Genomic DNA, 24522 nt, shown 5'->3' on the forward strand with positions numbered 1-24522 from the left:
TTGCCAGCGCGACCCGGCAAGAACGTTACAGGGCTTGGCTAGCTTCTTGTCAGCTGGTCTGGATGATGAACCCGCAGGGTAAAGATGATGGTCGTTCCGGGGTCGCTGACCGGGCGGCTGGTATCAAGCCAGATGCGTCCGCCATGCTGCTCAACGATCTTGCGGCATAATGACAGACCAAGACCCGTTCCGGAAAACTCGTCCTTGTGCAGGCGCTGGAACAGGCGGAAAATTCGCTGTGCATGTTCCGGATGAATACCGATGCCATTGTCACGCACCGAAAAGCGCCAGTAATCAGGCATCACCGGGTCGCGTTCGACCGTGATGGATATATGCGGCGGAACCCCGGGGCGGCGATACTTGATGGCGTTGGATAACAGGTTCTGGAACAGCCGGGAAAGTGCAATCCGGTCACCTTTGACAACAGGAAGGTCGTCGTGGGTAATGGTGGCGTGTTCGCGGCCAATTACATCCTTGAGGTCAGCTTGCGCCTCGTTCAGGACCTGGTTGCAGTCAATCGGAGAGAAATCTTCGCTGGTGCCCGTCTTGGCATATTCAAGCAGATGACTGATCAGTTTGTGCATACGCTTGGCACCATCAACAGCGAAATCGATATATTCATCGGCTTCCTGATCAAGCGTGCCACTATAACGCTGCTTGAGAAGTTGCGTATAGCTGGCGACCATGCGCAGGGGTTGCTGCAGATCGTGGGATGCCACATAGGCAAACTGTTCAAGGTCTTCGTTGCTGCGTTTGAGCTGATCAAGCGCGTCACGCAGCTTGTTGGCATTTTCGACAAACTCGGTCACATCACGGGCGCTGCAAAAGACCATGTCTCCAAACGGGCCGACGCAATTCCACGCCAGCCAGCGGACGTGCCCCTTGCGATCAAGAACCCGCAGGATGGATTTGCCATCGCCCATCATTGTTGAGCCGCTTTTCTGACGCATGGCGGTCATCGCGGTCTGTTGATCATCGGGAATGAAAAGCTTGAAGAACGGTTTATTGACGATGTCATGCACCGGCAATCCCATCAGGTCTTCAAGTGTGGGGCTGAAACCGCGCAGTATACCCTCCAGATCAACGGCAATTGCCGGTTCGGGTGTATGACGCAAATAGGTTTCAAACGGATGGCTCAACTCCTGATGTGCGGCTGTTTCGAGCAGCAATACTGAAACGAATTCCCGATCATCCTCGGTAAATCGATGTGCCATCAGGTAAAAACGCTGCATCTGGTTTTTGGCCGTTCGAATGTCGACCATCGTTCCAACCCGCGCATCCGGCCAGACATTGTCGATCAAAGGTCCACGCAGTTTGGTGCGCGATGCCGGTGACAAACGATCCAGCAGATCAGTCATGGTCGGGCCGATCTTATCTGCTGTCGGACCAAGGATTTCCGGCCAGTTCAGTTGTGTCGCCAACTTGCCATCAGGGGTATCTACCGGCCAGCTCAAAACAGCACAGCCGCATTCTGACAGGGTGTTTTCCGTATCGCTGAAATGCTCGGTCAGGTGGGCTGCGCGCATGTGCTGACGTTTAAGACGTTGCCACAACCAGATAGCCAAGCCGCACAGAATGGCCATGGCCATGACAAACATCAGTGCGTGTAAAATGAACGCTTCGCGCCAGTTCTGCAAAAGCGTGCTACGCGGTGTGTAAGTCACAACGATACGGTTGATTTCGGTAAGCTTGCTATAGGCTAGGACGATGACCTCGCTGCTATGTACGCAAAGAAGCGAATCACGGTCTGTCTGCTGGTTGCTGATATACTCGCCCAGATCGCCGATCAAATGGGGCGGGATGAAGCCCTTGACCTGATTAAGGTCATTATCAAGCAAGCCAACAGTGATGCCGGAATCGTTCGGAACGATCTTTTGCAAATCGACATCGTTATGGAGCAACAGCATCGAGCCCAATCGAGAAGCCGTAGCTTCGAGTTGCCTGCTGGCATTTTCGACAGCGCCGTCATAGAGCGTTTTTTGAATGAAGAAGAAAGAAAAAAGCAGGACGAAAACGCCTGTCAGCGTCAACGCCGCAAGCCGTTTGCGCAGCTTGACAAGGCTGCGCCGCGACAGGGATGGCTCGATTGACGTTATGAACATGTTTTTGGCGTGATCCTGCCACACAAGATTATGATTTTCTCAACTATCAAATCTAAGTCTTTTTGAGATGGTTGAAAAGGATACAAACAAATGAATTCATGTGTTTGACCATAGCTTCGCGATCCATCGCACATTATCTGACGGCGCGAAAACCCGCCTGATGATGACATCTTGCCGCCGGTCAAATTCCGCGTCCCGGGGTACCTGCAAATGCCGCATGGCTTGAACATAACACAACGCTTCTAATTCGGCGCAAAAACCCCTATAAACCCGCTGGTGATTGATCCGGGAAATGACAAAACCGATTTCCCGAAGGATGCAATGATCGCGCAAAACGTGTTGTCTGATTGTCCCTGTTCGCATCAATGATGCGATCTGACCTGACGTCGCTGCCGAAAAACGGCTGGCAGACGTGGCAGGGTACAATGCAAAGACTTTCGATTTGTGCGTTTTTGATTAGCCGGATAAAGGGTGATCACACCGTTTCGAAACAAATGTGCCACGCGGCGAAATGCCAGCCAATTTTAGTGCCAGAAGCAGCCAAAAATGACTGACCTTAAGAACATTCGTAACTTTTCGATTATCGCCCATATCGACCACGGTAAATCGACCCTTGCCGACCGTCTGATTCATTTGACTGGTGGGCTGACGGACCGCGAGATGGCCGAACAGGTTCTCGACTCGATGGATATCGAACGTGAACGTGGCATCACCATCAAATCCCAGGCTGTGCGTTTGAAATACACCGCCAAGGATGGGCAGGAATATACGCTCAATCTGATGGATACGCCGGGTCACGTTGACTTTGCCTATGAAGTGTCACGCTCGCTGGCCGCCTGCGAAGGATCGCTTCTGGTGGTCGATGCCGCCCAGGGTGTTGAGGCACAAACCCTTGCCAACGTTTATCAGGCGATTGAAAACGATCATGAAATCGTTCCGGTCCTGAACAAGGTCGATCTGCCAGCCGCCGAACCTGATCGGGTCAAGGAACAGATCGAGGAAGTCATTGGCATTGATGCTTCTGACGCGGTGATGATTTCCGCCAAAACCGGTCTTGGTGTCCCTGATGTTCTTGAGGCACTTGTCCATCGTCTGCCGGCACCAACCGGGGATGCGGATGCGCCGCTTGAAGTCCTTCTGGTTGATAGCTGGTATGATGCCTATCTTGGCGTGATGATTCTTGTGCGCGTGAAGGAAGGCACCCTTAAAAAGGGTCAGAAAATTCGCTTCATGAATGCCAAGGTCACCCACACAGTTGATCGCGTCGGTGTGTTTACGCCAAAACCGCTTGCGCTTGACGAACTGGGCCCGGGTGAAGTCGGGTTTATCAACTGCGGTATGAAAACCGTTGCCGAATGCGAAGTCGGTGACACGATTACCGAGGAAAAACGTCCCTGTGCCAAACCGCTGGCTGGCTTCAAGCCGTCCATCCCGGTGGTGTTCTGTGGCATTTTCCCGGTCGATACCAGTGAATATGAAGTTCTGCGTGATGCGCTGGAAAAGCTGCATCTCAACGACGCATCGTTCCAGTTCGAACCGGAAAACTCTACTGCCCTTGGTCTTGGCTTCCGCTGTGGCTTCCTCGGCCTGCTGCATCTTGAGATCATTCAGGAACGTCTGGAACGCGAGTTCGAGCTTGAACTGATCACAACCGCCCCCTCGGTGTCCTACAAGATCACCATGAGCAAGGGCGAAGAAATCATGCTGCACAACCCGGCTGATTTCCCCGATGTCACCAAGATCAAGGCGATTGAAGAGCCGTGGATCAAGGCATCAATCATGGTGCCGGATGAATATCTTGGTGGGATCCTGACCCTTTGCACCGAACGCCGTGGTGTTCAGCAGGACCTGACCTATGTCGGGAACCGGGCGATGGCGGTTTACAAACTTCCGCTCAACGAAGTGGTGTTTGATTTCTATGATCGTCTGAAATCAATCTCGCGCGGATATGCCAGCTTCGACTACGAGATCGCGGGCTATGACGAAAGTGATCTGGTCAAGGTGTCCATCCTTGTCAACGAAGAGCCCGTTGATGCATTGGCCCTGATGGTCCATCGTTCGGCGGCGGAACATCGTGGTCGTGAAATCTGTAAGCGTCTGAAAGACCTGATCCCGCGCCAGATGTTCCGCATCGCCATTCAGGCTGCCATCGGTGGCAAGGTGATTGCCCGTGAAACCGTCTCGGCCCTCCGCAAAGACGTGACGGCCAAATGTTACGGCGGTGACGTTTCGCGTAAACGTAAGCTGCTTGAAAAACAGAAAGCCGGTAAGAAAAAGATGCGACAGTTCGGCAAGGTCGAAATTCCGCAGTCGGCCTTTATCAACGCGCTTAAAATGGGCGACGACAAGTAAGCCGAAATTACGATATCGAAACAAAGGCTGTATCCGATTGTGGGTGCAGCCTTTTTTCTTTGCTGCTTTCAGTGGCCTGCCTGCTGCGTTAAGGATGGTCGAAGACCAACCCATTTTATAGGAGCCGTGCGATGGATTTGGACCAGCTTGCCAAACAGGAAGACATTCTGGTGTTTGACCGCTTTGATGAAGACACCGTCTGGTCAATCGGCTCCAAACTGGTGGGCATCGCGCAGGCCCAAAATGCCCCGGTTGTCATCAATATCCGCACCCCGGATCGCACCTTGTTTCACGCATCCCTGGCCGGTGCCAAACCGGCCAACGATGTCTGGGCACGGCGCAAAAGCAATCTTGTTCTACGTGAACATCAAAGCTCGATGCGTTTTGGCGCGGAACTAAAAGCCGGGGGCAAAACCTTGGCGGATCACGGAATTGATTTTGCCGACTATGCCGATCACGGCGGCAGCTTCCCGATCCGCGTTTCGGGTGTCGGCGTGATCGGGGCGATTACAGTGTCGGGTCTGGCGTCGCACGAGGATCACGGCATGATCGTTGGGGTGCTGGCCGAACATCTTGGTGTCTCGATCTGAGACACGTCAGTCGAAATGCTCGATATCCGGATCAATGCCTTCAAAGCTGGGCAGCGCGGTGCTCATCCACAGATGCTTTTGGGCCCTGAAAGGGCTTGGATCATCAAAGGTGCCGAGGCGGAAATCAATGAAACCGTCATCATCGCCCTTGCGCCAGGTGACACTTGATCCGCATTTCGGGCAAAATCCGCGATATTTGCCGGGCGAACTTTCATAGTCCGTCGGTTTGCCATTCCATATGACGGCATTGGTCGGGAACGTGACAAAAGTCGAGACGCCCGAACCACTATCCTTGCGACACATGCCACAATGGCAGTGATTGCCGCCAATCGGGTCCCCGGATGCAACAAAGCGCACCGCGCCACAAAGACAGCCCCCTCGATGTTCGGGATGTTTTGTGGTCATGGTGCGCTTCCTTGAAAACTTTGACCAAATGTCGGGTTATTCGTTGGGAACGCCCGTGGTGGTCGAATATTCGAAATGGAATTCCTTGTCCGGGAACATATAGGACCGTGCGGCGTGAATGGCGCTGGCCCCTTCGGCAAAGCCAGACAGGATCAGTTTAAGCTTGTGCTCATAGGTCGCGATGTCGCCGATGGCAAAGATGCCCGGGACCGATGTTTCCATGGTCGATTGGGTGACGCCAATGTGGTTCTTGTCGAGGTTAAGACCCCAGTCGGCAATCGGACCGAGTTCCATGGCAAGGCCAAAGAACGGCAGAAGGTGATCGGCTTCAAGTTCGCGTTCTTCGCCTTTAAGCGTCGCGACAACCACATGCGACAGGATGCCGTTTTCACCCTTAAGGCCTTTAAGCTGATAGGGGATGACCATCTCGATCTTGCCCGCTTCGGCCAGTGCCTGCAGCTTGGCACTGCTGTCTGGGGCTGCACGGAATTTCGGGCGACGGTGCACGACCATGACCTTTGCGGCCAGATCATGCAGGGACAATGCCCAGTCGACAGCCGAGTCACCGCCACCGGCAATCACGACTTTCTTGCCAGCGAAATCAGCCCGGCGTTTGACGTAATACTGAACGCCACCCGATCCTTCATAATCTTCAAGGCCATCCATCGGCGGCTTGTTCGGGCCAAAGGCACCACAACCGGCCGCAATCACAACCGCACCGGCATCAATCACCGTACCCGCCGTGGTTTCCAGCGTGAAACGGCCATCATCGCGTTTTTCAAGCTTGGTGACCTGCTGACCCAGATGATAGGTCGGGTCGAACGGGTCGGCCTGTTTGGCCAGCTGATGAATAAGGTCCTGACCGGCAATCTGCGGATGGGCTGGAATGTCAAAGATCGGCTTTTCCGGATACAGCGCGCTGCATTGGCCGCCAACCATATCAAGCGCGTCAATCACATGGGATTTAAGCCCCAGCATACCGGCTTCGAAAACCGCAAAAAGCCCGACCGGGCCTGCGCCAATAATGGCAATATCTGTGCTATGCGATGCGTCTGACATACTCATTCCATCCAAATAAAATCGAATTTGGGTAGGGTACTGACCCCAAGCCCGGCGGTGTGCGGGATTTCTTAACGAGCCAGATAGCATCTGGGGCACGATATCGCAATGTAAACTGGCCTTTTTCCGGGGGCGCGCCGTGATTTGCCGCACAAGCATCGACCGTTTTCGCAAAATCATTGCGAAAGGCTGCATCAACCCCCTAAAACAGAATGCAAGAGCCATTCAAAAGACGGACATCATGACCAGGACAGTCACTGTCAGCGATCAGAACGGGACCGAAGCCCTTGCCGCAAAGCTTGCCACAATTGCCAAGGCAGGTGACGTGATTTTGATGCACGGAACACTCGGCATGGGCAAAAGTGCGTTTTGCCGCGCCTTCATCCGGGCGGTGGCCGAGAACCCGCACGAAGAAGTGCCAAGTCCGACCTTCACGCTGGTGCAGATTTATGAACTTGATCGCGTGCCGGTCTGGCATTTTGATCTGTATCGATTGTCCGATCCCGAAGAAGTTCACGAGCTTGATATAGAGGATGCCTTTTCAGATGCGGTCAGCCTGATCGAATGGCCGGACAGGCTGGAATATCTCACCCCGGAAAACCGGCTTGATATTCATATCGAACCCGGATCAACCCCTGATGGTCGTGTGTTTACCCTGGAACCGCATGGTGATGACTGGATGGCCCGGATCAATGATCTGGTGGTGAACCCGTCATGAAACGCGCAAGCCCCGATCAGGAACGTCGCAACGCCGAACGCCAGGATTTTCTGGTCACCTGCGGCTGGCAGAGCGCACAGGTCATGCCGTTGGTCGATGATGCCTCGGCCCGGCAGTATTTCCGCCTTGAACGCCGTCATGACACGGCCCTACTGATGGATTTTCCGCCCACTGCCATCCATGTCGATCCGCATGGCATTCATGATAATCCCGAACGCCCGGCCTCGGTCAGCCCGGTGTTGCAAACCACAAGCCTGTTCAAGCAGGCCGGTTGGCGGGTGCCGGAAATCTATGAGGCTGACGAAAAGCGTGGGCTGGTCCTGATCGAGGATTTTGGTGACATCACCTTTACCGAGGCGCTCCAAGGCAGTGCGATGTTTGACGGCATGACGCAAGATGCCCTCTATCTGCGGGCTGTCGAACAACTGATTAGCTTGCATCGCTTTTGCGATGGCGGCGGAATGAGGGATTGCGGTCTGGTGCGTTATGGCCCGGAAAACCTGCGTCGGATGCTGGCAAGCTTCAAGAACGATTATCTGCCACTCATCATCACAGATAGCGTCAAGCGGGACGCGGCAAGCACCACCTTTGATCAACTTCTTGAAACCGTTTTACCGTTGTGTTGGCAGGTGGGCGAGGTGATCATTCATCGCGATTATCATGTCGATAACCTCATGCTGGTCGAAAATGGCGAGGGCGGTGATGATTGCGGTATCATTGATTTTCAGGACGCAGCCATTGCGCCAAGGCCCTATGATCTGGCATCGCTCCTGCGTGATGTCCGCCATGATATCGGGCCGGACCTTGAAGCGCGGATGAAGGAATTTTACCTTGCCGCGTTCCCCGATATTGATCGCTCAGATTTCGAAACGGCCTATGTCGCAATTTCGATGGTGCGCAATTTCCGCATTCTTGGCCGGTTTGGCTGGCTTGCCATCAAGGCCGGAAAGACACGCTATTTCGATTTTATCCCGCGCTGCTGGGACATGATCCTGCGCGGAGCCGCGGAAAACCTACCGGCGCTTCAGGATTGGGTGGATGCCCACATTCCACCAGAAGCACGCACCGCCCCGCAACTCGCCAAAACCAACCACGCATCCGGCACAGAGGCACAATCATGAGCGCACCGGAAACAAAGGCACAGGCCATGGTTCTGGCTGCGGGCCTTGGCAAGCGTATGCGCCCGATCACCGATACGATGCCAAAGCCGCTGATATCGGTCGCGGGCAAGCCGATGCTTGATCATGTGCTTGATAAGCTGGCAGGAGCCGGTGTCACGCAGGCGGTGGTCAATTCGCATTATCTGGGTCAGCAAATCATTGATCACGTTGCGACGCGAACCGCACCCGCCATTGTCACCTCGCCCGAGGAGGACCTGCTTGAAACCGGGGGCGGGGTGAAAAATGCGCTGCCCAAACTGGGTGACGATGCCATCCTGATCGCCAATGCCGATGTTTTCTGGACCGAAGGCCATGAACCGTTATTTGATCGTCTGATCAATGCCTTTGACCCGGATCACATGGATGCGTTGCTCGCTCTGTATCCGGTGGCGGACGGTTATGGTTATGACGGGGCTGGTGATTTCTTCTGGCAGGTGGATGGTCGGTTGAAACGGCGCGGTGATGCGGCTTCGGCGCCTTATTTCTTTACCGGCGTGCAGGTCTTGGCACCGCATCTGTTTGAAGGCACGCCAGATGGGGCTTGGTCGCTGAATGTCGTTTATGACAAGGCGCTTGCGGCTGGTCGGTGTTATGGTTTGATCCATGATGGTGGATATTTCCATATCGGCACGCCAGAGGCGCTTAAAGAGTCTGAACCGGTTATCGCCAAGGCGCTTGAGGTTGAACGTGCCAAGAAAGCCGCATCCGGGGGAGTTTGATGGCCGACCTGTTTGATAACCTGGACGCGCCCGACTATGACGAAGCATCCTTCGCCGGTGATGTTACGCCGCCTTCAAACCTGTTTTTCATTCCGCCCGGTGTTGCCTTTGCCGATCTGATCGCCAAACAACTGATCACTGAGACCGCTGATCAGCCAGATCGCCTGCCGGACTATGTCTTGATGGTGCCCAATCGCCGATCCGCCAAGGTAATGCGCGATGCGTTTTTGCGGCAATCACAGGGTGCTGTGACCCTGCTTCCGACCATTCGTCCGCTGGGTGAGGCCGATGAAGATGAATTGGCAATCTATGGTGCGGGTGGCGAACAAGCCGCCCTTGATCTGCCCCCGGCCATCCCCGATCTTCAGCGCAAATTGCTGCTGACCCAGCTGATCATGGGCCGTCCCGATCACCGTGGTGAAAAGCCAACCGCCGATCAGGCCGCCCGCCTTGCCGGGGAACTCGCACGTTTTCTTGATCAGGTGCAAACCGAAAACTGCGCCTTTGATGACCTTAAGGGACTGGTCCCCGAAGAATTCGCCGAACACTGGCAGCTTACCCTGGAATTCCTGCAGATCCTGACCGTGCATTGGCCGGGTATTCTCGAAGCACAGGATGTCAGTGACCGGGCGATGCGGCGCAATGCCCTGATCAAGGCGCAAATTGATCTTTGGGCCGATAACCCGCCCGAAACACCGGTACTGATTGTTGGCTCTACTGGCCCGTTTCCCGCCTTACGGGATTTGATGGCTGCGGTGCTGAGAATGCCGCAGGGACGTGTGGTTCTACCCGGTCTGATGGCGGGGCTCAGTCACGAAGATTGGGCCGCGATTTCCGATGATGCCGCCCATCCGCAGCATCTTCTGGGCAAGACGCTCGGCCATATCGGCCGCCACGCCGACAGTGTCCTGCCATGGCCCGCCCTTGACGCCGAAAGCGATGCAACGATTGAGCGCCGCCGTTTGGCGCGCGAAGCCTTGCGTCCGGCCAAAACCACCCATCACTGGCGCCATATCACCGGGTTTGCGCCGGAAGTCATGGATGGGGTTTTGCGTGTCGATTGTTCCGGTGCACGCGAAGAGGCGACCACGATCGCCCTTATGATGCGAGAGGCCTTGGAACATCCCGAAAAAACCTGCGCGCTGGTGACGCCGGATCGCGGTTTGGCGCGCCGTGTCGCGACCGAACTGCGCCGGTGGGAAGTCGAAATTGATGACTCGGCCGGTATCCCGCTGCATGACACCGCACCTGCGATCTATCTGCGCCTTGTCGTGCGCGCCGTGCAGGAGGAATTTGCGCCTGTTCCCCTGCTGGAATTGCTCAAGCACCCGTTGTCAGCGGCAGGTTTGTCACCGGAAAACTTCCGCGTTCTGACGCGTTTGCTGGAAAAGGAAGTCCTGCGTGGTGCCCGGCCGGGCCCGGGACTTGATGGTTTGCAAACCGCCCTTGATGGCTGGTGCGAAGAGACAATTGCACGTCTCTCTGCTTCCGGGTCAGGCAGCGTCACCGGTCGGATTGAACGCATCCGCGATGATCATGCGCGGCTCAGCGATCTGGTTGCGCGGTTCAAAACCTGTCTGGATCCGATTGAAGATCTGACCGGTGATAAAGTGCATGCGCCGGTCCATCTGCTGCGCAGTCACATCACCGCGGCCGAGGCTTTGGCCGCCAGCGACACCCAAACCGGGGCAGACCGCCTGTGGCGCGGCGAAGCGGGCGAGGCGCTGGCGGATTTCGTTCATGAATTGCTCAATGCACTCGGCGATTTCGCATCAATGCCCGGCAACCGGTATGGCGCATTTCTGGATGCGCTGATGGCTGATCGGGCTGTGCGTCCGCGCTATGGCAAACATCCGCGCCTGTTTATCTGGGGCACGGTCGAAGCCCAAATGCAGCAAGCCGATCTGACCATCTTGGGTGGCCTCAATGAGGGTGTCTGGCCCCCCGAAGCCGGGGCAGATCCGTGGATGAGCCGCCCGATGCGGCGCAATTTTGGACTGCCAGCGCCTGAACACCGGGTCGGGCAATCAGCACATGATTTTCAGCAACTGTTTTGTTCGCCCGATGTGGTGATGACACGTGCGCTGCGTATTGAAGGCACGCCAACCGTACCGTCACGCTGGTTGCTGCGGATCGAAAACATTCTGCGCAAATCCAAGGTTTCGATGGAAAAACCCGATGCCGCTGACTGGCGTGCACTGGCCGATCTGATTGATGAACCTGCACCCGATATGCGTGTTAAAATTGGTCGTCCGGCCCCCACACCACCCGTATCAGCCCGCCCGGATCGTCTGTCGGTCACCCAGATCGAAACATTGATGCGCGACCCCTATGCCATTTATGCCCGCCATATCTTGGGCTTGCGCAAACTTGATGCTGTCGATGAAGACCCTGGTGCAGCTCACTACGGCAACCTGATCCATGATGCCCTTGATCAGTTCATTACCCGACATCCCGACCATTTGCCGCCGAACGGCGAACAGGAACTGTTGATCATTGGTCGCGAAGTGTTCAAACCGCTTGCCGCCCGTCCGGGTCTTTGGGCCTTTTGGTGGCCGCGATTTGAACGCATCGCCAAATGGTTCATCCAGACCGAAGCCGCCAGGCGCGATGCCGTACGAATATCCTATACCGAGCAAGCCGGAACCCTTGATACCAGCAGTGGATTTCAGGTCTATGCCCGTGCCGACCGCATTGATCAGCTGCGCGATGGCGGGATTGCGATCATTGATTATAAAACCGGCCAAGTACCTGCGAAAAAAGATGTAGTGAGCGGTTTTGCCCCTCAATTGCCGCTCGAAGCGGCGATTGCTGAAACGGGGGGCTTTGGCGACGTGCCTGCGGGGCCTCCGGCCAGTTTGGCATTTTGGAAGCTCTCCGGCGGTGACCCAGCAGGAAAAATTGAAGAACTGGACGCCAAGAGTTTGAAAACCACTCCGGCCGAACTGGCACACGCGGCGGTGGACGGGGTTAATGGGCTTGCTGCGGCCTTTGCCGATCCCGATACGCCCTATCTCAGTGTTCCTCATCCTGATCACGCACCGAAATATTCCGACTATGTCCATCTCGCCCGCCTGCGTGAATGGATGGGCAGCGAGGATGTTGATGATAGCGCTAATATCCAGGAAAAACAGGATGTTGGCGAAGGGGATGAATCATGACCGAAATGCGTGAAACTGATCCCAACGTCCTGCAACGCAATGCGTCTGATCCGACAGCATCGGTCTGGGTGTCGGCCTCGGCGGGCGCCGGCAAGACCAAGGTCCTGTCAGATCGCGTGTTGCGCCTGATGCTGTCGGGTACTGAGCCGCATCGCATTCTGTGTCTGACCTTCACCAAGGCCGCGGCGGCCGAAATGGCCAACCGTGTCAATGAACGATTGGGTCTGTGGGCGACGATGGAGGATCGCGATCTTCAGGCTGATCTTGCCAATCTTGCCGGTGTAGCACCCAGTGCCGATGAAACCATCCGTGCCCGCCAGCTTTTTGCCCGCGTGCTGGATGCGCCGGGCGGAATGAAGATCCAGACCATTCACGCATTCTGTCAATCGCTGTTGCGTCGTTTCCCGCTTGAAGCCGGTTTGGCACCGCATTTTGAAATCATGGACGACCGTACAGCGGACGAAACTATGGCTGCGGTACAGGAAGAAGTTCTCGCATATGCTCGTACAGGAAGGGATGATCAGCTTGCTCGATCCCTTGCAGTAGTGACGGCTCAAGTCGGTGAAGGTGCCTTCGGCGATTTGATGCGGGAACTCGCTCGGGAGCGTGGGCGGCTGAAGCGCATGTTGCACAGTCATGGCGGCTCCAACCGAATGCACCAAGCAGTCTATAAAGCACTTGGTGTGCCTATGGGTTTGGATGACGAGGAGATATTACGTCGTGCGCTTTCGGATGATGCTTTTGATCGAGACGGCTTATTGCGAGGTCTAGCAGCTCTTGAGTCCGGGAAAAAAAGCGACCTCAAGCGGGTGCCCGGACTTGCTCAATTCCTTGAAAAGACGACTGTTGAAGATCGAGTAGTTGTTTTTAACGACTACATCCGAGTGTTCTTCACTGAAAAAGGGAAGCCCTTTGACAAGCTGATCACGAAGGATGCCGCCGAAAACCACCCGATGGGCGCCGATGCGCTTGAACAGGAATGCGCGCGTCTGGTTGAGGTGGACCGTCAGCGCAAGGCGGCCGCCATGGCCGGTGCGACATCGGCCCTGATTACCATCGGCAATGCGATGCTGGATCGCTACGCCACCAAAAAGGCCCTGCACGCTCGCCTTGACTACGATGACCTTATTTTGACCAGTTTGCAGCTTTTGCAACGTCAGGCCGGGATTGCCGGCTGGGTGTTGTTCAAGCTTGATGAAGGCCTTGATCACGTCCTGATTGACGAGGCGCAGGACACCAACCCCGAACAGTGGGAAGTGGTGCGTATTCTGGCCGAGGAATTCTTTATCGATGCCGGTCGTCATGCCGATAAGCCGCGCACCATCTTTGCCGTCGGTGATGCCAAACAATCGATCTATAGCTTCCAGCGGGCTGATCCGGAAAAGTTTGCTGACATGCGCCGCTATTTCCGCGAAAGAGCGCGTGAAATTGCTGCCGATTGGCGCGAAGTCCCGATGAACATCTCGTTCCGTTCGACCGATGCGGTGCTGGGTACGGTGGATCGCGTCTTTGCTGGCCCGGTTGCGCGGCAAGGTGTCGGCGATGAGGGCGATGACGTTTTGCACAGTCCGTTTCGTGTCGGGCAGGCGGGGCGGATCGAACTTTGGCCGGCGGTCGAACCCGAAGAACGCACCCCCGAAGATCCATGGACGCCGCCAACCCGCATCGTTCGTCTGGAAGACCCGGAAATCAGGCTGGCGCGTGTCATTGCCGGGCGCATCCGCCATGCGATTGATGAAAAGGAAATCCTGACATCGCGTGGCCGTCCGGTACGCGCGGGTGATTTCATGATCCTTGTGCGCCGTCGTACCGCGTTTGTCGATGAGGTCGTCAAGGCATTGAAAGAACGCAACGTGCCGGTCGCCGGTGTTGACCGTATGCAGATCACCGATCAGCTCGCCGTGATGGATTTGGTGGCGTTCGGGCGTTTCCTGTTGATGCCCGAAGATGACCTGACGCTGGCCGAGGTACTTAAAAGCCCGTTGATTGGCCTTGATGACGATCAGCTGTTTGAAATTGCCCATAACCGGCCCAGAACCCTGTGGCACGCGCTGCGTGAAAAGGCCGCAGTGGTCGAAGACGGGTCCCCGTTTGCACGCGCCTATGCGTTCCTGTTCAAGTGGCTGGGCCGTGTCGATTACGAACGCCCGTTTGAACTTTATGCCGAACTGCTTGGCGGTCGGGGCGAGGAAGCCCGCGGTGTGCGTGCCCGTCTTGTTGGCCGTCTGGGAATTGAGGCCAATGACCCGATTGACGAATTCCTTAACCTTGCCATGGGCTATGAGGCCGATCATGCACCCACCCTGCAGGGGTTCCTGCACTGGTTGATGGCAGGCGATGCCGAAATCAAGCGTGATCTTGAACAAAGCGGGCGTGATGAAGTCCGTATCATGACGGTGCATGGCGCCAAGGGCCTTCAGGCGCCCATCGTTTTCCTGCCTGATACCATGCAGGTGCCAACACAGGCCCCCAACCTGTTCTGGCAGGAAGATCGTAATCTGATGTTCTGGTTGCCGCGTGTGGCACTTGAAACCGATATTGTTGCGCGCCTGCGCGATAATATCGCGCTCAAACGTGATCAGGAATATAACCGCCTGCTGTATGTTGCGCTGACGCGCGCCGAAGACCGGCTGTATATCTGCGGTTGGCAGGGGCGGCGCAAGGCACCTGAGCATTGCTGGTACAATCTGTGTCAACAGGCAATGGAAGGCTACGCCAAACCGGCCCAGATTGATCTTTCGGCCTATTCCGGATCGGGCTGGGACGGCGAAGGCTGGGTGTGGGAAACCGATCAAAGCCAGGCGCCAAAACCGGATCGCACAGAAGATGTTTCGGATTCAAAACAATCATCGAAACGTCATTTGATCCGGGCAGTTGCACCAGCCGAATCCTTCCCGCCCAAACCACTCGCCCCCAGTCGACCGCTGGAAGACGAGCCGGCGGTTCAATCGCCACTGGGGGGCGATCAGGGACAAAGCTTCAAACGAGGCCTTTTGATCCACAAGCTTTTGGAACTGCTGCCAGATCTTCCGAAACAGTCCCGTCGCAAGGCCGCCGAGCGTTTCCTTGCCCAGCCTGTCCATGCCCTTGAGGCCGACCAGCAGCTTGAAATCGCCAATGAAACGCTGGGCATTTTTGATAACCCGGCCTTCGCCCCGGTCTTTGCGCCCGGATCACGGGCCGAGGTGCCCTTGGTGGGCATCGTGGGCGGCGATGTGGTGTCGGCCCAGATTGACCGGCTTGTCGTGCGCGGCGATGAAGTGATGATTGTTGATTACAAAACCAATCGTCCGCCGCCGCGCAATGTCGAAGATACACCGCGTGCCTATCGCCGCCAGATGTCGATCTATCGCGCGGCTCTGGCACAGATGTATCCGGGTAAAAAGGTCAGGTGCTTCATCCTCTGGACCAACGGACCGTGGATGGTGGAGTTGCCCGATCATATTCTGACATTTGGCTAATGTTATCGACTGGTATCGACTCTGCGCTGTGCCTGACTTCGCGCACGCGTGATGACGCGGGAGCTTCCAATGCGCTTGACGTTTGGGTTCGTGCTGCCTACCTTGGCCTCATAAAGCGGATCGAGGTTTGCGGGTTCGCCCGCCTTGCCTCGTAACAACTAGGATCTGAAAGTATGACCACGATTAAAGTTTCCGACGGTTCGTTCGATACCGACGTTCTGGGTTCCAATGACCCGGTTCTGGTCGATTTCTGGGCTGAGTGGTGCGGTCCGTGTAAACAGATTGCCCCATATCTCGATGAAATCGCTGGTGAACTGGGCGGCAAGCTCAAGATCGCCAAGGTGAATATCGACGAAAACCCGAACACCCCGGCGAAATACGGTGTTCGTGGCATTCCGACCCTGATGATCTTCAAGGGTGGTGAAGTCGCGGCGATGAAAGTCGGCGCCCTTCCGAAAAGCGCTCTTGTCGACTGGATCAACCAGTCGATCTGATCTTCATCGGATCATAGAATTTAAAAAGGCGGGCTGATAAACAGCCCGCCTTTTTGTTTGTCGCGTGGCTAAAGCGTGAATGTATCACCTGCGCTCAGGGCACGCTCCCAGACCATATATTCCTCGACGCGCGTCAGCCCAAACCGCTCAAGCGCCTTCCAGGATGCGGCGTTGGTGGCTTCGGCATAACCGATGATCGGGACGTTCCAGCGTTCGGCCACCAACTCGGCCAAATGCCGACACATCAAATCAACCGATCCGGTCCCCCAATGCCGCCTTGCACAGGTATATTGCGGTGAAAAAACGCTATCGCCCAGGTTTGTCAGGGTGATGCTGCTGGTGACCTCGTCACCAAGCTTGGCAATGATGATTTCATTGGCCTCAGCTTCATAGCTTTTGCGAATGCGCTCCGCCGTTGTCGGAGTGACACTGTCGCGGTTTGAAAAGGCGCGGTTGTAGATATCTGCAAGCTTTTCAAAGATTTCCGGGTCTGACGCAATATAGGCGTCATCAAGCACAAGGGTCCTGTACCCCTTGGCAACCGCGCGATCGGCATGGGGGAATTCCCCTTCGCGCGGCGGGCCAGGTTCACGAAGGTAGCGATAGGTGCCCGGAATTTCAGCAAAACCCATCTGCGCCATCGCTGCGGGCGCAAATTTCGAGCCGGGCGGATCATATGCACGGTAGCGGATATCGGTTTTGGCGGTTTTACCGATATCCTCCTGCAACACAAGGCGCAGAAAACTGGCCAGTGTTTCGGGCTTCTTGGCAACATCCTCGACTGAGATCATCACAAGCACACTGCCATTGCGGAGCTCTTTGCGTCTGATGGTTATTGCGCAAAGAATCTCGTCACTGTCGCCCTTGATGAAGTAATCGCAGTTTTCCCGAAGAATGACCTTTTCAAGGTCAATCGTCTCGAAATAGCGCCGACCTTCTTCGTCGGCGATTTCGCGACGATAGGCAGCATAAACTTTGATATTGTCCTTGGAAACGGCAGTCAGCTGCATGTTTGCGAAAACTTTTCTTGGCTCGGGATCACATTTACACTTTAACTATCAGGGCTTTAATTCGCGTCTGGGTCAAGGGCAAGCTATGAACATCGATCCTTTTTGGGCATCAATTGCAGCAAAGGCTGCGACCCTTGATGAACGTCTTTCCGGCCGATACGTGCCCAAACATGTCAACTCGGGCGACCCCGAAACCCAAAACGAGATTGATCAGGCCAATTTGCAGCGCTGGTGTGATTTTGCGTCCATCGGCGATCATGATCTGTTTGCTCGCCGTCTTGCGCGTGACGGATTACATGCCAACGACAGTGCCCCGCTTCTGGGTGAGGTCGCTTTGCGTGACGGCGAAGCGCCACCGGAATGGCTTGAAACGGCGCAGTGGATTTTTGATGCGATCATCGCCGGTGACAATGCATCGGATTCCTGCCCGGATGAAATTGCCACAAAGGTGGCCTTTGGTGATTTCCTGTGGCCGGTTATTGGCGTTGCCCGAAAACAGGTTACCGGATTTTCGTCTAGAAACCTGAATGCGCGCGCCAAGGCAGACCTTGATGCGATTTTGCTGCGTCGCATGGCACGGATTTGCGAACGCACGCTTTTTGAAAGCTTTGAGTCGTTCCGTCAGGCGGTTGGTATCAAGCCCGAAGATGCATCGGGTCGTGAACTATACGATGCCTTCAAATCGGCACTGCGTGGTGGGCCGTTCGCCAATCTGATTTCCAATCGCCCGGTGATGATCCGTTTGATGGCGACCATTGTTGATCAGTGGATTGTCGCAACTCGCGAATTTATTGAACGTCTTGATTGTGATCATGCCCGTTTTGCGGATCATTTCGCGGTGTTTGAAAACCAATCGGGCCCGGGGCGGGTGGCCAAGATCATCGGCGGGATATCTGATGCCCATGACCACGGTCGGTCTGTTCTGGTGCTTGAATTCGAAAACGGCGCAAAGATCGTCTATAAGCCGCGTCCGATCCGTGCCGAAGAAGCCTGGAAAAGCCTGTCAGACTGGTTGATCAATACCGGGTCCGACATCCGGCTGAGTGCTGCGAAAACGTGGTGTCAGCCAGATTATGGCTGGATGGAATACATTTCCCATAAACCCGAACTTTCCGGGCACGACGCGAACACCTTTTACCGGGCGTCCGGGCAGTTATTGGCGGTGATGTACTGGCTTAAAGGCAGTGACATGCATCACGAAAACTTCTTGGTGGCCGATGGTCGCCCGGTGGTGATTGATCTCGAAACGCTGTTTCAGCCCGAGTTGCGCTTTTTGCCTGGTAATGATCCTGCCCTTCATGCCAAACAACTGGCGACCCAGCGCCATGATGCCGGTATTTCCGCGGTCGGTTTGCTGCCCCAGCGTAAAAACATCGGTGGCCACTGGGTGGATGATGGTGGTCTGGCCCACGCCGCCCCAAAGACGGTAAAGATCGAAAAGCTCATTCATATCAATCACGGCAATATGGTCTTTGAGACCATTACCGAGGAAAGACCGCTTTCGGGGATCGAGCTTCTGATTGATGGCGCGCCAGCCAACCCGGCGGAATATGTCAGTGATCTTTTGGCAGGCTATCGCGATGCCATTGAATTCCTGCAGGATCATCGCGATGCCGTGCTTGGGCCCGATGGACCCATCGCCAAATTCCGGAATGTGAGGATCCGTCACGTTTTGCGCCCGACCGCCTATTATCAGGAACTTGAACAGGCAGTCTGCATCCCACAAAACCAGCAGGACGGCGTTACCTGGAGCCTGACTTTCGAACGTCTCGCCCGTCGGGCGCGCTGGGACCTTGATGACTATCCGGGCTGGGCGATCCTGGCCCATGAACGCCGTGCACTTGCACGTCTCGATGTGCCGCTTTTTACCGGCAAGACCGATCAGAATGGCGTTTGGTCAGAAGGGGAACTTGTGTCCACCGATTTGACCGCATCGGCCGTCCTGCCAAAGGTCGCAGACCGGCTCGATCAGCTCAAACGCAATATTGATTATGATAGCGCTATCATCCGCCAGATGATTTGTCTTGGCGAGGTCAATTTCCCACCCGCCCGCTGCCCATGGCCGACGCAGACAAACCATGTCGAGGGCGATGTTACCGAGCGCGCAAAAACAATTGCCCTTTCCATTGCAACCGAAATCGCTGATCAGGCCATTGTCTGTGAGGACAGCGCGTGTTGGGTGACAGTAGACGCCAGTCCGGATGGCGAAGCGCTACAGATAACCGCGATGAATGAAATGCTCTATGGCGGAACGGCTGGTCTGGCCCTGTTCTTTGCCAGCTGTTACGGAGTTGATCGGTTCGATCGATGGCGGGATATGGCGTTCAAGGCGCTTGCTGCACCGCGCGCAACCGCACGGCAATCAAACGGTATTGGCGGGTTTGAAGGCATTGGCGGCCTGATCTATGTGCTGTGTCGCTGCGCAGATCTGCTTGATGCACCCGAACTGCTTGATGAAGCACTTGATGTGTCTTCTACGATCAATGACACGGCTGTGAATGCAGACAAGGCACTTGATGTCATCAGCGGGGTTGCAGGTACCATCCTTGCGCTTGTCGGGCTTTATCATCGTACACAGGACCCTGATGTGCTTGAACGCGCCATTTTGTGTGGTCGGCATCTGCCGGACAATCCGGCGGACTGGAACGGCATATCGGATCACACATTGGCCGGGATGTCGCACGGGGCGGCGGGTTTGGTTTATGCGCTGCTGAAGCTTTATCAGGCGAGCGGAAAGGATGAATTCCTTTCTCTGGCAAAGCGTGGTCTTGATTATGAGCGCGGTCTGTTCGATCCAGAAGCCCATGGCTGGCCGGATTTGCGTGACGATACGCCCAAACCTGACCCGATACAATGGTGCCATGGCGCTGCAGGCATCGGGCTGGCACGCATGGCCGGGCTTGAAGTGCTTGATGATCAGCATGTCCGTGAAGAGATCGAAACCGCCATTGCCGCCGTACTGGCTGTTCCCGATGGCGGGCGCGATAACCTTTGTTGTGGTCATGCCGGGCGGTTTTCAATGCTGCAGTACGCTGATGGCCTCGGACTTGGTCCAAGCGATCTGAAAGCAGTATTGAACCATCGACTTCATGCCTGGATGGATCGCCTGAATGATCCAGCAGCGATAGGCTTGATGGCCCGGGACCGCGTGTTTCAAAATAACCTGATGCAGGGGCTTCCGGGTATTGGTCAGGCGCTTTTGGAGGTCGCTGCACCTGACCAGATACGACCTGTATTGCTTTTACGCTGAACATTTTCAGAAATTGGGCGAGTATCAACTGTGGATTGATTTCGAAGAGTGTGTAATTCTTCTCAGTGTATTAGCTTCTCGTGAACAAGGTGGCTCAAATGCAGAAAACGACTACTTCACATTCAGAGCAGATGTTGGCATGGCAGCAATCGGGTGGTGCGATTGCTGCAATTGGTACCAGCTGTGAAGACCATGCGGATGATCAACTAACCGCTGCTGTAGGGTCGAACGGAGGTTACATCGGCTCATGCGTTAAATTTGAAAACGACCATGAGTTATCCGCGGCACTTCCGACCCGTGTTCCAAGTTGCATGGGCTTTCTTGAAAAAGATGAGCTTGCCGACCCCGCGCTCAAGGCCGGTGCCGTGTCGGCCCCCTCAATGAGGTGCTTTTAACCCGCTCTGAGTCAAAAGAATCGAATGCGGCGGGTCATACTTTGATTAACCCATCTGCATGTCGACCAAGAACGACTTCGCGATTGTTGAGCTTGAAAAGGCAGGCGTTTTAGCCCTGCCTTTTTTGTTCGGCTGATGAGGTGACGCTACAATTATCTCTTCGGCATTCAGTAAAATAGCTGGTTTTTGGATGTGTCTGTGCAATCATAAGTCGACTTGGCGCCCGTGGTTTTTTTCAATGGCGCTGTAAAACGACGCAATAACAAGGGACCGGCAAATGGAACAGATGATTTCAGCGAATTCAGAAGCGATGAATGCTTGGCAGGTATCGGGTGGTGCACTCCATGCGGGATCAAGCGATATGTCGAAGGGTGATGATTGCGGTCTCCAGTCGGCAATGCTGACGCGATCTGTGCAGACTTGCTACAGCATTGATGCCAATGAAGCTGGTCTGTCCGCTGCTGCGGTTACGAACTATGGTACAAGCTGTCCTTTAAGTAATTAACGGGCAACCTGGCCAGAACAGACACCTGTTTGTATCCGCCCTGTTTTCAGTTTGGCAGCGTGCGAAGCCGCATGGTGGTTTAAGACAAAAAAGGCGGCCTGAAACCGAGGCCGCCTTTGTCATGAATGGAATGGGCTTTGCGCGTGATCAGGCGGCCCGAATGTCTTTCAGGAACTGTTGGATCTGCGCCAGCAAGGCTTGTGACTTGTCGCTCAGGCTGTTTGAAGCGCTTAAGACCTCGCCCGACGCCTGACGTTCTTCCTCAGCCGCTTCGCGCAGGCCAACGACGTTATGGGCGACTTCCTTGGTGCCGGTCGCAGCCTCAGCAACGTTGCGATAGAAATGAGCCAAACCAATTTGACTTTTAGGGCTCAAGGTTGTTCAATTATAAGGCGATGTCTTTTAACCTTTTGAATGGGTGAGAACAATGCATACGACCGAAGGCACTGTTGGCGAGATGATGAACAACTGGATGGTCACTGGCGGGGCGGTTTCAGCGCCGGACTCTGTCAATGGCGATGTGTTGCGTGATTCTGATGCTGAATTGCAAGCTTCTGCAGCTTCTGCTTCAACCCCGGCAGCGTGTTACTAAGCGCTTGCATTTGAAGGCGTATTGGTGTCGCGCCACTCTGTTTTGCGGAGAAAATCTATACCGCAGCAGGTTGTGTTCCGACAGAAATTGAATTCAGTCCTGTGGGCAATGTCGGCTGCCTACCATCCGGGATGTGTTGCTGGTCTCTGAAAAGCCTAGCTTCTGCAAATCATTCCTGCAGAGACTTGGCTACATGGTTTTGCAATTGAATCCAAATCAACGTCTTGTTGCGAACATAACCACCATAACGCGACTAATTTCCGATAATGAAAAGGGACATGAGATGATGAAAAGTTCAGAAGGTGCAACCAGTGACTTGATGCGTAACTGGATTTCCAGCGGCGGAGCGGCCTCTATGATTCACGGAGTGCCCGGCAGTGCTGATGCCGCTGATCCCAAACTGAGTGCTCTGACACAAGGTTCCAGTTACGGTAGCGCGCTTGAGGCCGATATTCAGGCGGCAGCTAATTCTAGCACCTGGCCGTATTGTTAAAAATCCTGACTTGGGCTGCGCACGGCTCCCCGAGACAGGTGCATAACGAAAAAGGCGAACCGAAATTGGTTCGCCTTTTTCATTTGATGTCTGTTGGTACTAGCGGGTGCGGGTTTATGCGGCCCGGATATCCTTTAGGAATTCCTGAATTTGGCTGAGCAGGACTTGTGACTTGTCGCTCATGCTGTCAGATGCCTGCAGGACTTCATTAGATGCCTGGCGTTCCTCTTCGGCAGATTCGCGAAGGCCAACCACGTTGTGCGCGACCTCTTTTGTGCCCGATGCAGCTTCAGAAACGTTACGGGCGATTTCACCTGTTGCGGCATCCTGTTCACTGACGGCGGCTGCAATGCCACCGGCCACTTCATTAAGCTCCTTCATGCGTCCTGAGAGGTGTTCAATCGCGCCAAGCGCACCCTGCGTGGAGCTTTGAATGCCGTCGATATGACCGGCGATATCTTCGGTGGCGCGGGTTGTCTGATTGGCAAGGTTCTTGACCTCTGCTGCAACGACGGCGAACCCCTTGCCTGCCTCACCTGCACGGGCAGCCTCAATCGTGGCGTTAAGGGCCAGAAGGTTGGTCTGCTCGGCAATCGACTGGATCAGTTCGACCACTTCACCGATTTTGTCTGATGCGTTGGCAAGCTCGGCAAAGATATTGCTGGCATCATCTGCTTCATCTGCGCCGGACTGTGCAATTTCTGAACTGCGCGAAACCTGCAAGGTGATTTCGTCAATCGCCGCGGCCAGTTGCTCGGCCGCGGCGGCAACGGTGTCTACATTGGTTGCCGCCTGTTCTGTCGCGGCCGCTACTGTGGCTGCTTTGCTCGTGGTTTCATCAGACTGACCGGCCATTTCCGATGCAGTGCTGCGCAGTTGGGTAAGTGCTGCATTAACAACGGCGAGATTGCTTTCAACGTCGTTTTCAAACTGCTTGATGCGTTGATCGATTTTCTCGGCTCGTTCGATCTGCGCCCGATTGGCAGCTTCCTGTTCCTGCTGCAAACGGTCGGCTTTCTCGCGGTTCTCCCGGAAGACTTCCAAAGCACGGGCAAGATCACCAATTTCGTCCTTGCGGTCTTTGCCCTCGGTTTGAATGGAAATATCACCCTTTGCCACCCGTGACAGGGCCTCGGTAATGTTGCGCATCGGGGCGGTTGTGCTTTTTTCAATGGCAAAGCCAAGGCCACCAATGACGACAAGCACAGCAACAAAGACAATGATGCCGTTCGTGGTGCTTTGCCAGAAAGCGGCCATGACATCGTCCATATAGACACCGGCCGAGACAACCATATCCCAGTCACTGGTCGCCTTTGCATATCCCAGCTTTGGCGTGACCTCTTTGCTATCGGGATGTGGCCAAACATAATTGACATAACCGCCTTCGGGGCTGCGTGCCGCATTGACCAAATCCACAACCGGTGTTGCACCCGTCGGATCTTTAACCGTCGATACCGGTTTGCCATTGAGACCGGCATTTATCGGATGCATCAGCATCATGCCGTCAAGGCTTGCAACAAAAACATAGTTATGACCGTCAAAGCGCTGGGCTTTAACTGTTTCCAAGGCAAGCTTTTTGGCCTCTTCCTCAGAGAACTCCCCTTGCTCTGCGCGCTTGGCAAAATCATCAATGACCGACGCCGATTGATCGACGACATATTGCAAGGTTTGCTCGCGATCCTTGATCATGGTCGTGTAGAGCGAATAAAGGTCGTTAATCGACACTGCGGCAAGGGCCAACGCGACGAGGACCATCACGCCACGTAGTTTCCACGCGAAAGAGTAGTCTGAGAGTTTCATGACGCACCTGTTAACTGATTTGTTGTTCCGTCGACGTCATTTGATGCGAACGGTAACCAGGTGCCTAAATTGCGTTTCCCGCAAAGGTAGTCGTTGACTTATGCCAAGTAGTTCCGGGCAAGTTTATCTAAGCTCATGATAAAAAAGGAAACTTAGTTTTAATAATGTTAATAAAACACACCCTGTAGTTGTTTTGATAAAGAAAAACCCCCACCGAAGGGGAAGGGGTTTTTATACTTTCGGGCGGTTTGTGACC

The 24522-nt window shown here is 54.9% G+C and carries 19 protein-coding genes; 13 read left to right on the top strand and 6 right to left on the bottom strand.

Annotated elements, in window-relative coordinates; genetic code table 11:
• Positions 1-38: 38 nt before the first annotated feature.
• Positions 39-2102, bottom strand: coding sequence for an ATP-binding protein (locus HED22_RS06425; RefSeq protein WP_167720274.1), 2064 nt, complete (start codon positions 2100-2102; stop codon positions 39-41).
• A gap of 546 nt (positions 2103-2648) precedes the next feature.
• Between HED22_RS06425 and lepA the strand changes: the two genes are divergently transcribed.
• Together lepA and HED22_RS06435 are read left to right on the top strand one after the other, a co-directional pair.
• The gene (gene lepA, locus HED22_RS06430; RefSeq protein ID WP_167720276.1) at positions 2649-4454 is read left to right on the top strand and encodes a translation elongation factor 4; all 1806 of its coding nucleotides are present in this window, start codon (positions 2649-2651) and stop codon (positions 4452-4454) included.
• A gap of 131 nt (positions 4455-4585) precedes the next feature.
• Positions 4586-5044 carry a heme-degrading domain-containing protein gene (locus tag HED22_RS06435; protein ID WP_167720278.1) on the top strand — a complete coding sequence of 153 codons (459 nt, stop codon included), beginning with the start codon at positions 4586-4588 and terminating at the stop codon, positions 5042-5044.
• Between the two features lie 6 nt (positions 5045-5050).
• On the opposite strand, the gene HED22_RS06440 is transcribed toward HED22_RS06435, so the two are convergent.
• Positions 5051-5449, bottom strand: a complete 399-nt coding sequence (locus HED22_RS06440; protein ID WP_167720281.1) for a GFA family protein — start codon at positions 5447-5449, stop codon at positions 5051-5053.
• A 36-nt stretch (positions 5450-5485) separates the two neighbouring features.
• Positions 5486-6508: an NAD(P)/FAD-dependent oxidoreductase gene (locus HED22_RS06445; RefSeq protein ID WP_175581125.1), complete on the bottom strand. Its 1023-nt coding sequence runs from the start codon at positions 6506-6508 to the stop codon at positions 5486-5488.
• A gap of 241 nt (positions 6509-6749) precedes the next feature.
• On the opposite strand from HED22_RS06445, the gene tsaE reads away from it, so the two are divergent.
• From tsaE to trxA, 6 genes are all read left to right on the top strand, one after another.
• A complete protein-coding gene (gene tsaE / locus HED22_RS06450; protein WP_167720285.1) occupies positions 6750-7226 on the top strand; it encodes a tRNA (adenosine(37)-N6)-threonylcarbamoyltransferase complex ATPase subunit type 1 TsaE in 477 nt (158 codons plus the stop codon).
• Entirely contained in the window at positions 7223-8347 is a 1125-nt protein-coding gene (locus HED22_RS06455) for an aminoglycoside phosphotransferase family protein (protein ID WP_167720287.1), read from the top strand. The genes tsaE and HED22_RS06455 overlap by 4 nt, the downstream gene beginning before the upstream one ends.
• Positions 8344-9105: a nucleotidyltransferase family protein gene (locus HED22_RS06460; protein WP_167720289.1), complete on the top strand. Its 762-nt coding sequence runs from the start codon at positions 8344-8346 to the stop codon at positions 9103-9105. The genes HED22_RS06455 and HED22_RS06460 overlap by 4 nt, the downstream gene beginning before the upstream one ends.
• Positions 9105-12266 (top strand): double-strand break repair protein AddB, encoded by a 3162-nt coding sequence (gene addB / locus HED22_RS06465; RefSeq protein ID WP_167720290.1) that lies wholly within the window; start codon positions 9105-9107, stop codon positions 12264-12266. The genes HED22_RS06460 and addB overlap by 1 nt, the downstream gene beginning before the upstream one ends.
• Complete coding sequence (addA, locus tag HED22_RS06470; RefSeq protein WP_167720292.1) at positions 12263-15727, top strand: double-strand break repair helicase AddA; 3465 nt, start codon at positions 12263-12265, stop codon at positions 15725-15727. The genes addB and addA overlap by 4 nt, the downstream gene beginning before the upstream one ends.
• 173 nt (positions 15728-15900) lie before the next feature.
• Entirely contained in the window at positions 15901-16221 is a 321-nt protein-coding gene (trxA, locus tag HED22_RS06475) for a thioredoxin TrxA (protein WP_008888557.1), read from the top strand.
• Between the two features lie 68 nt (positions 16222-16289).
• On the opposite strand, the gene HED22_RS06480 is transcribed toward trxA, so the two are convergent.
• Positions 16290-17231: a GNAT family N-acetyltransferase gene (locus HED22_RS06480; protein ID WP_167720294.1), complete on the bottom strand. Its 942-nt coding sequence runs from the start codon at positions 17229-17231 to the stop codon at positions 16290-16292.
• An 85-nt stretch (positions 17232-17316) separates the two neighbouring features.
• On the opposite strand from HED22_RS06480, the gene lanM reads away from it, so the two are divergent.
• The 3 genes from lanM (at position 17317) to HED22_RS06495 (ending at position 21381) form a co-directional block, all read left to right on the top strand.
• Positions 17317-20481 carry a type 2 lanthipeptide synthetase LanM gene (gene lanM, locus HED22_RS06485; RefSeq protein WP_167720295.1) on the top strand — a complete coding sequence of 1055 codons (3165 nt, stop codon included), beginning with the start codon at positions 17317-17319 and terminating at the stop codon, positions 20479-20481.
• Between the two features lie 98 nt (positions 20482-20579).
• Positions 20580-20876, top strand: a complete 297-nt coding sequence (locus tag HED22_RS06490; protein ID WP_167720297.1) for a hypothetical protein — start codon at positions 20580-20582, stop codon at positions 20874-20876.
• A gap of 277 nt (positions 20877-21153) precedes the next feature.
• Positions 21154-21381, top strand: coding sequence for a hypothetical protein (locus tag HED22_RS06495; protein WP_167720300.1), 228 nt, complete (start codon positions 21154-21156; stop codon positions 21379-21381).
• Between the two features lie 147 nt (positions 21382-21528).
• Here HED22_RS06495 and HED22_RS06500 read toward each other — a convergent pair whose 3' ends face one another.
• Complete coding sequence (locus tag HED22_RS06500; protein ID WP_175581126.1) at positions 21529-21756, bottom strand: hypothetical protein; 228 nt, start codon at positions 21754-21756, stop codon at positions 21529-21531.
• A gap of 52 nt (positions 21757-21808) precedes the next feature.
• On the opposite strand from HED22_RS06500, the gene HED22_RS06505 reads away from it, so the two are divergent.
• Together HED22_RS06505 and HED22_RS06510 are read left to right on the top strand one after the other, a co-directional pair.
• On the top strand, positions 21809-21973 hold the full coding sequence (locus HED22_RS06505; RefSeq protein WP_167720302.1) for a hypothetical protein: 165 nt from the start codon (positions 21809-21811) through the stop codon (positions 21971-21973).
• Positions 21974-22256: 283 nt separating this feature from the next.
• Positions 22257-22466 (top strand): hypothetical protein, encoded by a 210-nt coding sequence (locus HED22_RS06510; RefSeq protein WP_167720304.1) that lies wholly within the window; start codon positions 22257-22259, stop codon positions 22464-22466.
• Between the two features lie 114 nt (positions 22467-22580).
• On the opposite strand, the gene HED22_RS06515 is transcribed toward HED22_RS06510, so the two are convergent.
• On the bottom strand, positions 22581-24266 hold the full coding sequence (locus tag HED22_RS06515; protein WP_167720306.1) for a methyl-accepting chemotaxis protein: 1686 nt from the start codon (positions 24264-24266) through the stop codon (positions 22581-22583).
• Between the last annotated feature and the right edge of the window lie 256 nt (positions 24267-24522).

This window comes from Thalassospira sp. HF15, from assembly GCF_011806525.1.
Classification (GTDB): domain Bacteria; phylum Pseudomonadota; class Alphaproteobacteria; order Rhodospirillales; family Thalassospiraceae; genus Thalassospira.

Coding starts and splice junctions, on each gene's coding strand:
- HED22_RS06425 (WP_167720274.1), bottom strand. CDS start 2,102: ATGTTCATAACGTCAATCGAGCCATCCCTGTCGCGGCGCAGCCTTGTC.
- lepA (WP_167720276.1), top strand. CDS start 2,649: ATGACTGACCTTAAGAACATTCGTAACTTTTCGATTATCGCCCATATC.
- HED22_RS06435 (WP_167720278.1), top strand. CDS start 4,586: ATGGATTTGGACCAGCTTGCCAAACAGGAAGACATTCTGGTGTTTGAC.
- HED22_RS06440 (WP_167720281.1), bottom strand. CDS start 5,449: ATGACCACAAAACATCCCGAACATCGAGGGGGCTGTCTTTGTGGCGCG.
- HED22_RS06445 (WP_175581125.1), bottom strand. CDS start 6,508: ATGTCAGACGCATCGCATAGCACAGATATTGCCATTATTGGCGCAGGC.
- tsaE (WP_167720285.1), top strand. CDS start 6,750: ATGACCAGGACAGTCACTGTCAGCGATCAGAACGGGACCGAAGCCCTT.
- HED22_RS06455 (WP_167720287.1), top strand. CDS start 7,223: ATGAAACGCGCAAGCCCCGATCAGGAACGTCGCAACGCCGAACGCCAG.
- HED22_RS06460 (WP_167720289.1), top strand. CDS start 8,344: ATGAGCGCACCGGAAACAAAGGCACAGGCCATGGTTCTGGCTGCGGGC.
- addB (WP_167720290.1), top strand. CDS start 9,105: ATGGCCGACCTGTTTGATAACCTGGACGCGCCCGACTATGACGAAGCA.
- addA (WP_167720292.1), top strand. CDS start 12,263: ATGACCGAAATGCGTGAAACTGATCCCAACGTCCTGCAACGCAATGCG.
- trxA (WP_008888557.1), top strand. CDS start 15,901: ATGACCACGATTAAAGTTTCCGACGGTTCGTTCGATACCGACGTTCTG.
- HED22_RS06480 (WP_167720294.1), bottom strand. CDS start 17,231: ATGCAGCTGACTGCCGTTTCCAAGGACAATATCAAAGTTTATGCTGCC.
- lanM (WP_167720295.1), top strand. CDS start 17,317: ATGAACATCGATCCTTTTTGGGCATCAATTGCAGCAAAGGCTGCGACC.
- HED22_RS06490 (WP_167720297.1), top strand. CDS start 20,580: ATGCAGAAAACGACTACTTCACATTCAGAGCAGATGTTGGCATGGCAG.
- HED22_RS06495 (WP_167720300.1), top strand. CDS start 21,154: ATGGAACAGATGATTTCAGCGAATTCAGAAGCGATGAATGCTTGGCAG.
- HED22_RS06505 (WP_167720302.1), top strand. CDS start 21,809: ATGCATACGACCGAAGGCACTGTTGGCGAGATGATGAACAACTGGATG.
- HED22_RS06510 (WP_167720304.1), top strand. CDS start 22,257: ATGATGAAAAGTTCAGAAGGTGCAACCAGTGACTTGATGCGTAACTGG.
- HED22_RS06515 (WP_167720306.1), bottom strand. CDS start 24,266: ATGAAACTCTCAGACTACTCTTTCGCGTGGAAACTACGTGGCGTGATG.